Origin of the sequence: Yoonia litorea (assembly GCF_900114675.1) — a bacterium.
Classification (GTDB): Bacteria; Pseudomonadota; Alphaproteobacteria; order Rhodobacterales; family Rhodobacteraceae; genus Yoonia; species Yoonia litorea.
Window position 1 is genome coordinate 1,531,069 of record NZ_FOZM01000001.1, and the last position, 14,297, is coordinate 1,545,365.

Sequence of the window (14,297 nt, forward strand, 5' to 3'; positions counted from 1 at the left end):
AGGTTTAAGCGTGACACTTTCCCTGCGCGCCTTGCGCTACGTACAGGCCGCCTTGAAGAGAGGCAGCATCACGGGCGCGGCTGAGGCCACACACGTGACACCGTCCGCTATCGCGGCTGCATTGGATCAGGCGGAAGCCGCGTTTGGAATGGCGCTTGTCACGCGCGCCCGGGCCAAGGGCATCTTTCCGACCGCCGCAGGCCGCGATGTCGGACGGCGTATCGATGATCTGCTGGAACGCTACGATGGATTGCTCACGAGCATTTCCGATCTTCAATCGAACCTCTCAGGCAATCTGAGCATTGGGTACAACGCGCCGATCGCTCCGGCATTTCTACCAATGCTTGCGGCGCAGATGTTGCAGGCCAATCCCGGCGTGACGTTTACGCTGACCGAAGGCGACAACAATTCTGCCCAAACCGGGCTAATGGACGGGCAATTCGACGTGATCCTGTTTGTCGAAGAACTGCCTAATCCGCAAATCGAGACGCAACCGCTGATCTATGCTCCCACCTATTGCCTGTGCCCCACGGACCATGCGCTTGCCCAGCATGAGACGGTCAGTGTTACCCAAATTGTCGCCGAACCGCTGATACTGTTGGATCGACCGGCTGCACGTAGGTATTACTTGGATCTGCTCGAACAGAACGGCGGAGACCTGCGCATAGTGGCAACCGCCAATTCAACCGAAATGGTCCGGTCGCTCGTCGCCTCGAAAGTCGGGATTTCCCTGTTGAATATGAAACCACGGGATCTGCCGACCTACGCGGGACAAGACATACGCTGCCTACCGATCCGGGACTGCAACAGTAGCGTCACACTATCACTGGGTTTCGCACCAGGGCCGAAACGAAAACTGGTTCAGACCTTCGTCGAAAGTTGCGTCACATTTTTTGAGGGACCGTCGAGCGCGAATTTGACTGTTTCCATGGCTTGATGCGCGGCAAAGACGCTGCACCGTGAGTCTCAGGAAGACGGTATCGCGGACATTTGTTCATCGCGCAGCATTCGGTACTTCGGGCTCTGTCCTGCCATTCGCTGCAAAACGCTCTAAAGTCCGGTACCGGCCCATTGCTGCCGTTCGTCGAAACTTAGCATCGCTGCAGTTGCACTTCGCGTTGCGGTCAATCGCTGCATTTGCAAATTCCAGCGATCGGCGAACTGGTGGAGTGCAGGACAGCGCAAGCTTTCGCTGCGGGTGCGCCCCGGTCTGCTTTCCTTACAGCACATCCGGTGTAAAACAGTCGCCAGCGCGGAAACTGGGGTCCGCGTGCCGCAGGCAGTGATGCCATGCGCATGAAGAACCTGGGCACAGTGAGCCTGAAACATCGATCAAAGTTCTCAAGGTGCAAGCTAGAGATCAAGCGTTCTCGCAACGATCTGCTTAAGGCTGTCTGAGCTGTATGGTTTGTTGAGCACTTGAACTTCAGGGAACCGCTCAACGATAGCCGAGTTCGCGCCATACCCTGTTGCGAGGGCCGTGGGAATGCGCAACTCCAAACACTTCTCGATCACGGGGAGCGATGTCTCATCGCCCAAATTGACATCCAAGAGTGCAAACGAGATGTCACGTTCACCGATGAGCTTAAGCGCATCGGCAACGGAGCTCGCGGTAAAGACATGCTCGGCACCCAAGTTTGACAGCATGTCTGACGCATCTAACGCGATGACCATATTGTCCTCCAGTACGAGGCACTGTCCCTCGAGTCGCACTTTCGAAGCTTTTTCGTTCTCTTCCACTTGCGGCCTTACAGTCTTCAACTCGGCCTTCCGAACATGGGCAGATGGCAAGACGAAGTCGGCTTCTAACCCTGTCACGCGGTATCGCGTATCGGCCCGGCCTTTCAGTTCGAATGGAATGGAGCGCTCGATGATCGTCGTTCCGAAGCCACGCCGTTTAGGTGCCTGCACAGGGGGGCCGTTTTTCTCGCGCCAAGACAGCTTCGCGACCCCATCAGGCTGCAGACGGACATCAAGCGCAACGGAGCCCGATGAGTCGTTGAGCGCGCCGTACTTGGCCGAGTTTGTCACAAGTTCGTGTATCACGAGCGCAAGGGTCGAGAAAGCCGTGGGCGACAGATCAATCTCATCGCCGGTGATCATCACTCGCGAGGCTTTCGCCGTCAAAAACGCTTTCACCTCGGTTTCGACCAAGGAGCGGAAAGAGACCCAATTCCACTCTGTCTGTGTCAGCTGGTCGTGCGCTCGAGCGAGGGCAAAAATGCGATCTTCCAGAACGGATCGGTAGTCGTCTAGCGACTTCGCATCTTCCTGTCCCTGGGATACCAATCCACGAATAAGATTCAGAATGTTCCGGACGCGGTGGTTCAACTCCGCCACGAGTAGCTCTTGCTGATCCTGCGCCTTCTTGCGTACCGCGTTCCGCTCATCGGCCATCTTCAGTACGACTTCCAGCAGCGTCACGCGAAGGGCGTCAGCTGCACGCAGTTCTGAACTTCGCCAGGGCGCGGATTGTCCGCGCACGACCTCTTGCCAGGCGTCAAAGCTTTTGCGTGGGGTTAGCCGGACACCGTTTGGACCAAGCTCGACGGGTTTTTCTGGGTTTCCCGCCCACTTTACGGAAGACGCGATCTCGCGACGGAACAGTACGAGATAGTCTCTTGGAGTACGAGATACAGGGAGGGCCAGAATACCGGCCACCCGATCTGCGAAGTTCTCAGCGGCCGGATAGCGCGTTGAGAGCGCATGAGTTTGGTAGACCTGTCCCGACGGCGTTGTGTTCAAAAACCTCGCCAGACCCATGAATTCTTCTTTGGTCGGTGTGGCTCCGGCCGACTTGTAGTCGCCATCCGTGAACACAGCAGCCCCGTCGAAGGGGATGACTTCTTTGATATTCTCAGACAGGACGTCGAAGGCCTCTGACATGGATTTGCCGCCAGAGAGCTGAGTCATCAACCGATCGTGCAACGACCGCGCAAGATCCACTTCGGCCAGTTCATTTGTCAACTCCACCTGGGCGAGTTGATAGTTGAAAAGCTCTGAGAACAGCTCGATCTCGCTGCGGGTCTCGTAGCTGATGTGTTTTGCCATTTGGTGATGACACGCAAACAGTCCCCATAGCTTGCCATTTCGAATGATCGACACCGACATCGAGGCAGAGACGCCCATATTGCGCAGGTACTCGAGGTGGATCGGAGAGACCGCGCGCGTCACCGCCAGCGAAAGATCGAGCGGCTGACCATTTGGATCAAGGGAAGGGTGTATGGCATAGGTCTTTGCATTGACGTCCGAGATGATCCTTAAGGGGCTGCGGAGATAGAGCGCCCGTGCCTGCTTTGGAATATCGCTCGCGGGATAGCGTAGGCCCAGAAACGGTTCCTGATCGGGTTCGGCAACTTCCGCGATGACTGTGCCGCTATCGTCTTCGTTGAACCTATAGACCATGACACGGTCGAATCCGGACAACAGCTTCACCGCACGGGCAGCTTCGCGCGACATGTCCTCGATCGTTTCGTGCCGCCTTACCCGACCAATCAAAGCGCGCACCGACGAACGATCCTGTTCGCTCTGTGTCCCGATCTGGCGCGGCTCGAATTCGAAGATCATATTCCGGTCGCTTTGACTGACTGAGATGTCAAAAAGCCTCTCATCTTCGAGAGCGGCATATGCGAACACACGCGCCGTGCCGGTTTGATAGCTGAGCACCTGCATCTTCGTTCGCAGGTTGTGGACCGTCTCCTGGGGGAAGATATCCGTGAACCGTGAACCAACAATGCTTTGGGCGTCGAGCCCAAGAATGGTGCCACAGTTCTCCGAGGCACACGTCACCATCCAGTCTGACGACAGCGCGATCAAACACCCGTAGCTTTGGACACGCCCGAGAATATGGATCGGTTCGCGGTCGCAATTGGTCAGATCGTAGTCTTGCTGTTGCTGGATTGGGTCTGTCTCAGGCATGGGTCTCTCCCTTCATGAGCGTAACAGCGCGGGCACACTCACGGTACATATGAAAAATTCGGTCGGCGTCTCTGACGATTTGATCAGCAAGTGGACCGGTAGAAGACAACTCTTCGGCAGTGTCGCAGAAAGATGCCCAAATCTCGATATAGCTCGGTGCCGAAAAGTATGCGTCTGCCTGTCGAACCTGAGCGTTAGTCGTTGCTTGCCATCTCTTTTTGAGGATTCGTGAGCCAAGCCTTGACCCTGAAATGGCGTAGTCGATGGCAAGCGGGTGAACCGGTTCGATTTCAGCTGGTGATGTTTGAGTGGACGAGCTCAGTTTTCGAAGGTCACGCGTTGCGCGCTCAAGCAGATCTTGTATCACGGCTTCCGCTTTCGCCGAGACGTCAAGTGCCGAGAGCGTTTGAAGCGCGGCGGACTGCATATTGAGAAAGCCCATAAGACCATCCGGCATCGTCAGGTTGAACCTAGACACCTCATGATCGAGGCTTTCATGAGCCGAGTACGTGTCTATTCGCAAACGCGCGCGCAGGCTGGTCTGTGTGTGTTTTATCATCCTCCAATCATGTCAAAAATTCTAGCAACTTCAATGTAAACGACACTGGACAGTTTTGCATTAATCTATGACATCTCTCGTGCGCGAGTGGTGAAGCATAGTGATGTGGTTAGGCGCACAACCAAAGCCGGGTTTTCACCGACGGCAATGAAACGAAAACGCTCGAGAACCGTTCGCATCATATCTTCAGCAAAACGCGCTCTAATTCTGTCATGCTTTCAAACACTCGCCGGGCCGCGGATGTTGATGTACAGTATAGGATCTGGAGATTTGTGTTCAGAGCCAACCTCCTAGGCGTAGAATCAAGGCATTTCAGCTCGGATGGCCTTCGGGGACGGCCCATAGCTGCCGTTCACCGACTGATCAACATGCTGCGCTCGCAGCCCGCTTTACGGACATTCGCTGCAGGCGCGAAATCTGGGCGTCGTTGGCCTCATAGTCTGCAGGGCCTTGCTGCCGTTCGGTCCTTTGATTCGAAGATCAGCCATATGCGCATTACGAAATCAGAGAAAGCCGCAACAGACGAAGAGTGTGAAATCGCGGCAGTGCAACGCGTTCGGCCACAAAAAACAAGGCCGACGACCTGCGCCTCATCACAAGCCGCCCCCAACCAAGGCATATGCTGCCGTCTGCAGATCGGACATTTGGCGTGAGACATGTGCCAGAGCCAAGCGAAACAGCCGAACGAACTTAAGGTTTGGCTTCGTGGCAATGGCTTGAGCAGAAAGAGCTGCAACTGATGCGCCGTTGCCCTACTTTGCGCGACGCGTAATCTAGAGGTTGTTCGTGAATGTATTCAGCTGCCTGAGCGACGTAATGTGGTGCAAGGTTTTGCCCTTGGCCCGTACTTTGATTTTTTCAAGCAAATCTGGCGTCCAGAATGCCCGGGACAACTTTAGGTACTTGAAGCCTGCGAGGGTCCCTTTGAGAACAGAGCTTCCTTCGGGCCACCCCAGCGGCTTCACGAATGGAGCCTTAAGGAACCTCTTGATCACCCACCAGTAGTGAATGCGGTAGGGCAGATCGACGTAGACGAGCGTATCTGCCGCATCAATGCGATCCCAAAAGGACCGCATGGTTCCCAGGCCTTCGATCACCCATTTGTCGGACGCTATCAGCTCTGCATGTTTCTGGTAAAAGACGTCCCTATCAACAAGCTCGCCGTTTTGATGGTATTCCATCAGATCCAACGGAAACAGGGCGATACCGGTCGCCTCTGATATCTTGCAGCTCAGCGTTGACTTGCCGCCCGCAGGCTTTCCGAAAACCGTTACTCTTTTGATGGCTGCTGTGGTTGAGGCGTCTTGTGTCATCTTTTTTGTCTACTGTCGGACCCGTCGTGATGGAAGCCCGTTGGGGGGCTTCAGGTTTGTGTGTCGAATACGTGGTCGAGCCAAGAGCGGACCGAAGTTTCAAACCCGATGAAGTCTGCTGCAAGGAAGAGCGTGGGGACGGGAGCGACTGCAACTGCGGCACAAAAGAGGAATTGCCTGAACGTCAGCAACCGGCTGTATCCCATGGCCATCGCGATGCCGCCACCGCCGCCCACGACGGTGTTGGCGGGCATGTTAATCATGGCGATGAACGCCAGACCGCGAAATCGTAGAAGGCGCCGCAGGGCTGGCCGATGGCACAGCCTGTCTTGCAGCAGCGCGATCCCATCGGACGTCCATAAATCGTCGCCCGCACCATTGCCGCGCCGGTAAAGATGCGCGTGGCGCCCGGCTATGAAGGCGATGGTCAGGCCGAGAACGGTTGCGGCGTAGACCGGCACGGCCATTGACGATCCCAAGGCAAGCATAACGGCGAGCCCGATTTCTGCGCTTGGCACAAACGGGATGGCAAGGAGGACCACGTAGAGGAGTAGAATGATCCAGGCCAAAGAGAACGATGGCATTCCGATCTGCAGTTCCGCCAGGAGTGTCGCGGGGAACGCTGACATACGGACCGCCAGCCAACCCGCCACCCCAACGATGAGGGCCAAGCCGATCAGGCGGGTGCCGCTCAGGACCAGTCCCGGTGTGCCGGTCAAGTCGGAACGCATCGGAGGAAGCAGCCGCGTCATGGCGCGGGCCGCGCGGCTGGCTTATCGACGGCTCTGGTAGGTCTTGCAAGGTCGGCGTGGCGGATGATCGCCTCTGCGATGACAAGGTTGATCACCCAGGCAGCCACCATCAGGACATCGCGTGAAAAGCCCGATGGCTCGGCGCCGAAGAGGGCCATCCCAGCGATGAACAATGCAGTCTGCGTCGCAGCGCCCTGGCCGATGGCGTAGGTCCGCAGCATGGCGGCCCGGTGGGCTGCTATGTTTCTTGCCCGTATCGCAACGACCGCCCAGACAATGGCGGCAACCATTGCAATACTAAGAACGACGCGCGCCCAATAGAGCAACGGGCCCTGAAGTGCCGACGGAAAGACGTAGAACACCGTCATCCAAAGCCCGGTCAATGCACTGACACAGCCGGCCGCTGCAACCAGTCGACCAAGACCCCGGTGCAGGGCGGGGCGAGTGCGCCGCAAGCTCGGCAGAAACTGAACCGCACCGGCAAGACAGAAAATTGCGCTCGCCAGGATATGCAGAACAATCGGCACCGGCTCGTTGATCGCGCGTGGGTTGGGCGGCATGATGATCGGCCCGCCCAGAAGCTCGGAAACCCGGACAAAGGGCAAGACAGCGGGAATGAAGGAATAGACCAAGGCGAACGCCAGAAAGGCCCATTCGAATTTGGTGACGTTGCGCATTTCCGGCTCCGTTTGACTGAATGCCCCCTGTCAGGGCATTGGCTGACTAAGTGCTGCGCGACGTCAGCGAAGGCGTCGCGCGGTTTGGCACTGTGGCGGTGTTCGTGCCGTCGGCACTCCTCACTTGGAGATCTATTAGCTGTGCGCCTATAAATGGTGGATTGCCCAAATCCTGACAGCTGCCATACACAGATGTATAAGCGCGGGGTCCGCCCTTTGGATTAGAAGCAGGTCCGGGTGTCAGGCTGCCTCAAGCTTCGCTGACAGGCAGGCAAGGCCGAACACCTGACAGGACAGGGCTTATAGTGACGCGAGATTATGTGCCAGCGCATGGCCGCTGTTCGGATTTCGGAGATGGACCATGCAGGCACAAATGGGCATTCCTGAGGTCGAAAGCCCGTCCTGCCGCGACTACGGGACCATGGCACCAGGGACGGAGCCATTCAAGAATGAACGATTTTGGTCGCGCCGCTCCGAGTGACAGGGTTGCGGACGGTCTTGAACAAGACAAAGCCATTATCGTTTGGCAAAAGTGAACGTCATGAAGAACCCTCGACGCCCACTTCGCGTGCACTTTGCGCGCCCATCCCCCTCTGGGATATGCGCCGCTCGGCTGCGGCGCGGGGCATGGACACTCACGTTTGCCTTTCTTGCCGTGCATCCGGCGCTGGCCCAGACGCCTCAGACCAAATTGCGCGAAACCGTCGCCAGCATAGAAGACACGCTCGATGCGCGGGTCGGGCTGGTCATCCGCCAGAGCGGCACCGACTGGTCATGGAGCCATCGCGGAGATGAGCGGGTTTTGATGACGAGTACGTTCAAGGCACTGCTCTGCGGCGCGGTCCTGGCCCGCGCCGACGCGGGTACCCTCGATTTGGATGAAGCCCTTGCGATCACGCCATCGGACCTTCAGGACTATGCCCAGGTGACCGAGGCCCGCGTCGGGACCTTCATGTCCATCGGCGATCTCTGCCTTGCGACCATTGATCTGAGCGACAACACAGCCGCGAACCTCTTGATTGACCGCTTGGGCGAGCCGGGCGCCGTTACCGACTTTCTGCGGAGCATCGGGGATGAGGTGGGGCGGCTGGACCGTCACGAACCTGCGCTGAACACACGCAGCGCTGATGGCCTTTCGGACACCTCGACACCCGACGCGATGGCTACGTCACTGGAAGCATTGCTGGTGGGCGATGCGCTGTCACCGTCCTCCCGCGCGCAGTTGCGCGAGTGGATGGGCCTCGGCGGGGTGACGGGCAGCCTGTTGCGTGCGTATGTGCGGGACACCTGGGATGTTGCAGACAAGTCCGGGGCTAGCGCCAACAGCCGAAGCCTGATTGCAATGGTGACCCCGGATGCGGAGGCGCCGTATTTTGTCGCGATCTACATCTCGGAAGCCGAAGTGGGCTTTGAGAGGCGCAACGCCGCGCTGATTGCGCTGTCAGCTGCTGTTGCCGACCTGATGGCAGACCAGTGAAGTGATGGACGCCACACCAGCCGATCCCGACCCGCTTGACAGATATCGCGCGTCTCCGTAGTGACAACGCAGGCCACAGACGCCCGCCGCCCGCCGACATTCGTCACGGTGAAGTTCTGCATCAGATACGATCTTTGTCATCCTCGGCCTGTGTCGTGCAGATGGTAATGCGGGCCCCATCCACCTATTGCGCGACCAAAGCCAGAAGGAAAACAGGGTCATGTCGTCCCAAACCAATACGTTTCTGAATGGGCCATTGCGCCCGATCTATATCCGCACCGCACTGCCGATCATCTTCGTGATGAGCATGAACGGGCTGCTTGCGGTCGCGGATGCCTTGTTTCTCGGCCATTTTGCCGGGGCTCAGGCCTTGGCGGCCGTCACACTGATGTTCCCGCTCTATATGCTGGTCGTTTCGCTGGCGACGCTGGTGTCTTCGGGCATGTCAAGCTGCCTCGCCCGCGAGTTCGGTGCAGGCAGGATGGCCGGGGCCCGCGCGACCTATGCCGGCGCGCACGGCATGGCACTGGCGATGGGTGTCGGTCTTGTGGCCCTGTTTCTTGCCTTCGGAGAGCCGGTGGCGCTTCTCGCCGCCGGTGGGTCGGAAGAGTTGGCCGAGATGGGGCTGATCTATCTCCGCATCACGGCCTTCGCGTCACCCATCGTCTTCATCTTGTCGGTCAATTCCGATGCGTTACGGAACGAAGGGCTGGTCGCGTTAATGGCAGGGATGAGCCTGTTCGTGTCGCTTGCCAACATGCTGTTCAATTACATCCTGATCGGGCAACTCGATCTGGGGGTGGCCGGTTCTGCCTATGGAACTGCGTTGGCGCAAGTGTTGGCGCTGGTTCTCATTCTCGGATACCGCGTCCTTGGTGCGACGGCGCTGAAACCTTCTGCCTTGTGGCAGCATTCGCTTTGGTCAGGGTGGGCGCGCATGCTTGCGCTTGGCGCGCCGCAAAGCCTCAATTTCATTGGCCTCGCACTTGGGTCCGGGGCGATCATCGCTGCCTTGCAATGGGTTGAAACCCCGAATTACGATGCGACGGTTTCGGCCTATGGCATCATTACCCGGCTGATCACCTTCGCTTTCCTGCCGCTTCTTGGGCTGGCCCACGCAATGCAGACAATCACCGGCAACAACTTTGGCGCGGGCCTGTATGGGCGCAGCGATGCTAGCTTGCAGACGGCGGTGATTGCGGCCTTTGTCTATTGTTTGACGCTGCAGATCGCGATGTCCGTCTTTGCCGGACCCATTGGTGGGACATTTGTGTCGGACCCGACTGTCATTGCCGAAGTTGCACGGATCTTGCCGGTGCTTTCTGCCGGGTTCTTTGTCGCGGGTCCGCTGATGATGATCGCGATGCATTTCCAAGCGATTGGCGATGCCGCGCGTGCGGCGGTCCTTGGCCTGTCCAAGCCCTATCTCTTTGCGATCCCTTTGACCTTTGTCCTTTCGGGTCTGATCGGTGAGCCCGGAATATGGATTGCCGGTCCGTTGGCCGAGGCGCTTCTGGCGGGACTGACCGGCCTCGTCCTGTCGCGGCTGGCACGCAAGCAATCATTGAGATGGGGCCTGTTTTCACAAACTGAGAGGGTTGCCCTATGAACCGTGATCTTCCTTCCGTGGCGGAGGCCAAAAGCGAGGCGAAGGCGTTGCGCACCTCGCTTGCCGAGCAGGGCCAAAAGATCAGCCACGCCCAGGCGCTTGAGCGGATTGCGATGCATTATGGTTTTCGCGATTGGAACGCACTTCACGCGAGACTAAGCGATGTGCGGCCACGTAATTTGCAGATCGGAGCGCGCGTCACAGGGCGGTACATGTCTCAACCGTTCCGCGCGACGGTCCGGCAGTCCGATCAGATCCGACCCGGGTGGTTTCGGCTGGTGCTTGATCTTGAGGAGGCCGTGGATGTCGTCCGCTTTGACAGTTTCTCGAACCTGCGCAAACAGATTCGGGTCGAGATCGGCCCGGCAGGTCATTCGAAAGAACGCACGTCGGATGGGGTACCGCATGCAGAGATCGACCTGTGAAGTTCAGACCATCCATGTAATCGGTGCACGCGGCGACAGGTCCGGACAAATAGACGCCTGAAACCCTTAGCCGCCGTGACAGGTTCTTGGTCCGAAGACCCGCCATCCGTGGATTTGGCCCATCAATGCCTAGTCGGCCTTTGCATATTGGCTAAGGCCATGCGCGATTTGGTCGAAGACGATGCGGATCCGCTTGCTGGTCTGAAGCTCGCGATGCGTCACCAGCCAAACCGGCATTTGCGGGGTGGGCAGGTCGGGCAGAATCCGCTCAAAACCTGGATCACCCTCGCAAGTCGCGGCGGGCAAGAGAGATACCCCGTAGCCTGCCTTGACGCAGCCGGAAATGGCGACGCCAGCGTCGCTTCCTATGATGAAGTTGCGCGCGTTGACCGGTATCCCCAGCCCGTTCATCAAAGCGTGCACCTCGCCTTGTTCGGTCGGACCAACGAAGGTCAGATCCCCAGCCTCACGCGGTGATTTTGGCCGCCCGACACGATCCAGGTAACTGGGCGCGGCGTAGAGATTTGTTGCCAAACCGCCAAGCCGCCTTGCGACCAATTCAGGCTGCTCGGGCCGCACGTGCCGCACCGCGATGTCCGCCTCGCGTCGCAAAAGGTCATCAACCGAATTGGACGAGATCAAAATCGGCCGTAATCCGGGCGCCTTATCACGCAAGGGCAAAAGGATGGTCGGCAACAGTTGCGCGGCCATCATGTCAAATGCCGTGATCCGCACAGTCCCTGACACCTCGGCTGACTGGCTGACGGCTGCCATTGAGACCATCACCGCTGCATCGCTCATGGCGCGCACGTGATGCAACAGAACGCCGCCCGCCTCGGTCAGATTTGGCCCTTTCGGGCTTCGTTCGAGCAGCGTGACGCCAAGCCTTTCTTCCAGTTCCGCGATTTGGCGTCCGATGGTCGGCTGGGTGGTCTTAAGCGCGCGCGCAGCAGCACTAAACGTGCCCTCTTCGACCGTCGCCAAGAAAGCACGCACCTGATTCCAATCAAACGAAATTGCGTCCCAGTTCATGCATTGACGTATAGCAGAAAGCCATTTTTAGACAATCGATAGATCGCATGCGCATGGCTAGACTGGTGCACAAGGGTTGCGATGCACGTTGCGCCCCGAGCAATAGCACCTTGTTCTCGCACGCAGAAAGCGAAGATTTTGAAGTATTCCGGTCATTGCAGCCTTATGGTGGAAAGACTTTTGACGGCGGCGGGTTACCACCCTTGCTGCCGCGCTTGCCGGTCGGTGCCCAATTCGCATCTTCCCGAGGCCCATCCTTGATCACGACCGAACACATGGACCGTGCGATCCTGCCGGATCAACGCCTGCTGCGTGCTTACGATCGGTTGGCGCCAACTTACGCTTTCCGACATCAGAGGTGGCTTCGATTTGCAGGTGGTGAGGCGCAGGCGGCCTTAGAGGCAGCTGTGCGCATGGTCCTGGCCTCGGGGTCGACCATCTTGGATGCGGGGGCCGGGACGGGTCAATTTGCCCGGTCATTGTTGTCTGAAGGGTTTCCACCAGAGCAAATCACGCTGCTTGATCCGTCGCGTGCCATGTTGGAGTATTGTGATGATATTCCGGTGACTAAAACGCTTGGCCGGATTGAAGAGATGCCGTTCGCAAACCGATCCTTCGACGTGGTGACCTGCGCATGGGCCCTGGAAGTGGTCACCCAACCGGACCTGGCGCTCAGTGAATTATGCCGTGTTCTGAAGATTGGGGGCGTCTTGTGTCTCACCTTTTGTGCGCAGGCGCCGCTGCGTGATTTGGTTGATTGGGCCATGCGGAGCGCTGTGAAGCTACGTGGGACTGGCAACTTCCTGCAAACCTTCGATGTCATTGCGGCCTTGCAAGAGACAATGCCTTGCGAAGTGCAGATCATGCCATGCTCCGGCCCGGCCGCCACGATCATCGCGCGACGACTGGCAGCCTAGCCGCAATGCAGTCAGTCATTTGTTCCGTCTTGTTTGATTGGTGCGGCGCGAGGAACAAGTTCACAATCACAGCTTCCGAAGCGTCAAAAGCCATCGTTCGTCGGTTCGCAATTCTCACAATTACAGTTTTCCGACATTGGTGCGCTTCGCGGCCTTGGTCAATGTAGGCTCGGATCCACCATTAGATCGGTCGCAACATATTTGGCTGAAGGATCACCACGCCCAAACACCGCCGGCCCGGAGCCGATCTCGGCGAAGTTTGTCCGATGCAACGACGGCCGCAGCCCGCATTGCTGCCTTTCGCCGCAGTCGCGAGATCGCCTAAAGCTGCTCCAGCCGGAATCCACGATTGGCAGAAATGTGGTCTACGAACAGATGCGCCAGACTGTCCTGCGGGCTATTGGCTGGATAGATCGCATAAATGTCGATCTGTGGGAGTTCGATGTCCGGCAGAAGCTGCACAAGCCGCCCGGCGCCGATGTCATTCGCCACAAGCTCGTAGGCTTCCACCATGAAACCCAGCCCGTTTTCCACGTATCTACGGGCGAGCGTGTAATTGTCTGCGGTGACCACGATCCGCGGCTCTTTGGCCATCTCGGTGCCAACAACTCGAGACCATGGGATTGGTCGGGCGCGCACCCAGTCCCAGTTAGACAGATCGGCGAAAGACGTCGCACGAGGTCGCGCGGCAGCGTATGACGGCGCCGCAAAGAGGCACAGTTGAAGCTGCCCGATCTTGCGCGCCTTGTAGCTGCTGTCATCCAGATCCTGCACCCGGCCCCTGATTGCGACGTCAAATCCTGATCCCTCGAGCGGTACCGTGCTGTCGGTGAGGTGAATATCCAGTTGTACATCAGGGTAGGCCGCAGAAAACCGCGTGTAGTTGTCGACAAGCGGAGTGTGGGCCGTTGGCGTGGCTGCGGTGATCCTCAGCGTGCCCGAGGGCCGATCGGCCTGCCTCTGAATAGCGGAAAGCCCATCTGCAGCGGCCATCGACATCCTCTGTGACGCCTCGAGCAGCTTTGCACCGGCCTCTGTCAAAGAAATTCGGCGGGTCGAGCGATAAAGTAAAGGTGTGCCCAGTTGCTCTTCAAGCTTTGATACATGGTGGCTCACCACAGAGGGTGACAAGTTGAGCCGGTCGGCGGCTTTGCGGAACGTGCCGAGTTCCGCCACGCATTGAAAGATGGCCATGTTGCGAAGCTGGTCGATCATTGTTCGATCTCATGAGATAGTGATTTCGATCATGCGTATATTATGCGACAATCGCAAATGTGCCATCCTTTCTGTGTCGCCGGGCTGACCCGGTTCATGTTCTCACTGGAAAGGATCAACCATGACACTTTTTGCATCAATCGTCCGTCGCACCGGACCGCGCAGCCAGGAAGAGATGGACGCCTACAAAGCGGCCCATCAAAAGGTTTTCGGCAACTGCGCTGATGTCCCGACGTTCTTGAGGTCACCCAAGGATGACACACTCGCCGCTGTTGTCGGTGAGGTGCACGATCTAGAGGAAATGCGTCGGATCAGCCGGACACCGGAAGGCGACGCGCTCATGCGCAAGTACGGCTTTCTTGAGCAGCTCGATTACTTCATTGAGGAGGCATAGGCCGTGTTG

General features: G+C 57.9%; 13 protein-coding genes. 6 read left to right on the forward strand and 7 right to left on the reverse strand.

The features are described from left to right. Window positions 1-10 precede the first annotated feature (10 nt). Entirely contained in the window at window positions 11-937 is a 927-nt protein-coding gene (locus BM316_RS07910) for a LysR family transcriptional regulator (protein WP_090206140.1), read from the forward strand. A gap of 416 nt (window positions 938-1,353) precedes the next feature. Here the strand turns inward: BM316_RS07910 and BM316_RS07915 are convergent, their stop codons facing one another. The 5 genes from BM316_RS07915 to BM316_RS07935 form a co-directional block, all read right to left on the reverse strand. Beyond that, entirely contained in the window at window positions 1,354-3,918 is a 2,565-nt protein-coding gene (locus BM316_RS07915; protein WP_090206143.1) for an HWE histidine kinase domain-containing protein, read from the reverse strand. After that, a complete protein-coding gene (locus tag BM316_RS07920; protein ID WP_090206146.1) occupies window positions 3,911-4,477 on the reverse strand; it encodes a heme oxygenase-like domain-containing protein in 567 nt (188 codons plus the stop codon). Before BM316_RS07920 ends, BM316_RS07915 begins: the two co-directional genes overlap by 8 nt. Window positions 4,478-5,250: 773 nt before the next feature. After that, the gene (locus tag BM316_RS07925; RefSeq protein WP_207493638.1) at window positions 5,251-5,790 is read right to left on the reverse strand and encodes a P-loop NTPase family protein; all 540 of its coding nucleotides are present in this window, start codon (window positions 5,788-5,790) and stop codon (window positions 5,251-5,253) included. A gap of 50 nt (window positions 5,791-5,840) precedes the next feature. Then, complete coding sequence (locus tag BM316_RS07930; RefSeq protein ID WP_131802551.1) at window positions 5,841-6,542, reverse strand: hypothetical protein; 702 nt, start codon at window positions 6,540-6,542, stop codon at window positions 5,841-5,843. After that, on the reverse strand, window positions 6,539-7,219 hold the full coding sequence (locus tag BM316_RS07935; protein WP_090206152.1) for a DUF2306 domain-containing protein: 681 nt from the start codon (window positions 7,217-7,219) through the stop codon (window positions 6,539-6,541). Before BM316_RS07935 ends, BM316_RS07930 begins: the two co-directional genes overlap by 4 nt. A gap of 541 nt (window positions 7,220-7,760) precedes the next feature. On the opposite strand from BM316_RS07935, the gene bla reads away from it, so the two are divergent. From bla to BM316_RS07950, 3 genes are all read left to right on the forward strand, one after another. Next, window positions 7,761-8,696 carry a class A beta-lactamase gene (gene bla / locus BM316_RS07940; RefSeq protein WP_090207740.1) on the forward strand — a complete coding sequence of 312 codons (936 nt, stop codon included), beginning with the start codon at window positions 7,761-7,763 and terminating at the stop codon, window positions 8,694-8,696. Window positions 8,697-8,916: 220 nt separating this feature from the next. Next, window positions 8,917-10,305: an MATE family efflux transporter gene (locus BM316_RS07945; protein ID WP_090206154.1), complete on the forward strand. Its 1,389-nt coding sequence runs from the start codon at window positions 8,917-8,919 to the stop codon at window positions 10,303-10,305. Then, window positions 10,302-10,730, forward strand: a complete 429-nt coding sequence (locus BM316_RS07950; RefSeq protein WP_090206157.1) for a glyoxalase superfamily protein — start codon at window positions 10,302-10,304, stop codon at window positions 10,728-10,730. The genes BM316_RS07945 and BM316_RS07950 overlap by 4 nt, the downstream gene beginning before the upstream one ends. 129 nt (window positions 10,731-10,859) lie before the next feature. Here BM316_RS07950 and BM316_RS07955 read toward each other — a convergent pair whose 3' ends face one another. After that, window positions 10,860-11,762 (reverse strand): LysR family transcriptional regulator, encoded by a 903-nt coding sequence (locus BM316_RS07955; RefSeq protein ID WP_090206160.1) that lies wholly within the window; start codon window positions 11,760-11,762, stop codon window positions 10,860-10,862. Between the two features lie 257 nt (window positions 11,763-12,019). On the opposite strand from BM316_RS07955, the gene BM316_RS07960 reads away from it, so the two are divergent. Continuing rightward, window positions 12,020-12,679, forward strand: coding sequence for a class I SAM-dependent methyltransferase (locus BM316_RS07960; protein ID WP_242649794.1), 660 nt, complete (start codon window positions 12,020-12,022; stop codon window positions 12,677-12,679). A 321-nt stretch (window positions 12,680-13,000) separates the two neighbouring features. On the opposite strand, the gene BM316_RS07965 is transcribed toward BM316_RS07960, so the two are convergent. Continuing rightward, window positions 13,001-13,894 carry a LysR family transcriptional regulator gene (locus BM316_RS07965; protein WP_090206163.1) on the reverse strand — a complete coding sequence of 298 codons (894 nt, stop codon included), beginning with the start codon at window positions 13,892-13,894 and terminating at the stop codon, window positions 13,001-13,003. Window positions 13,895-14,015: 121 nt separating this feature from the next. Here BM316_RS07965 and BM316_RS07970 point away from each other — a divergent pair, with 121 nt between their 5' ends. Continuing rightward, window positions 14,016-14,288, forward strand: a complete 273-nt coding sequence (locus BM316_RS07970) for a hypothetical protein (protein WP_090206165.1) — start codon at window positions 14,016-14,018, stop codon at window positions 14,286-14,288. The last annotated feature ends 9 nt before the right edge of the window (window positions 14,289-14,297 follow it).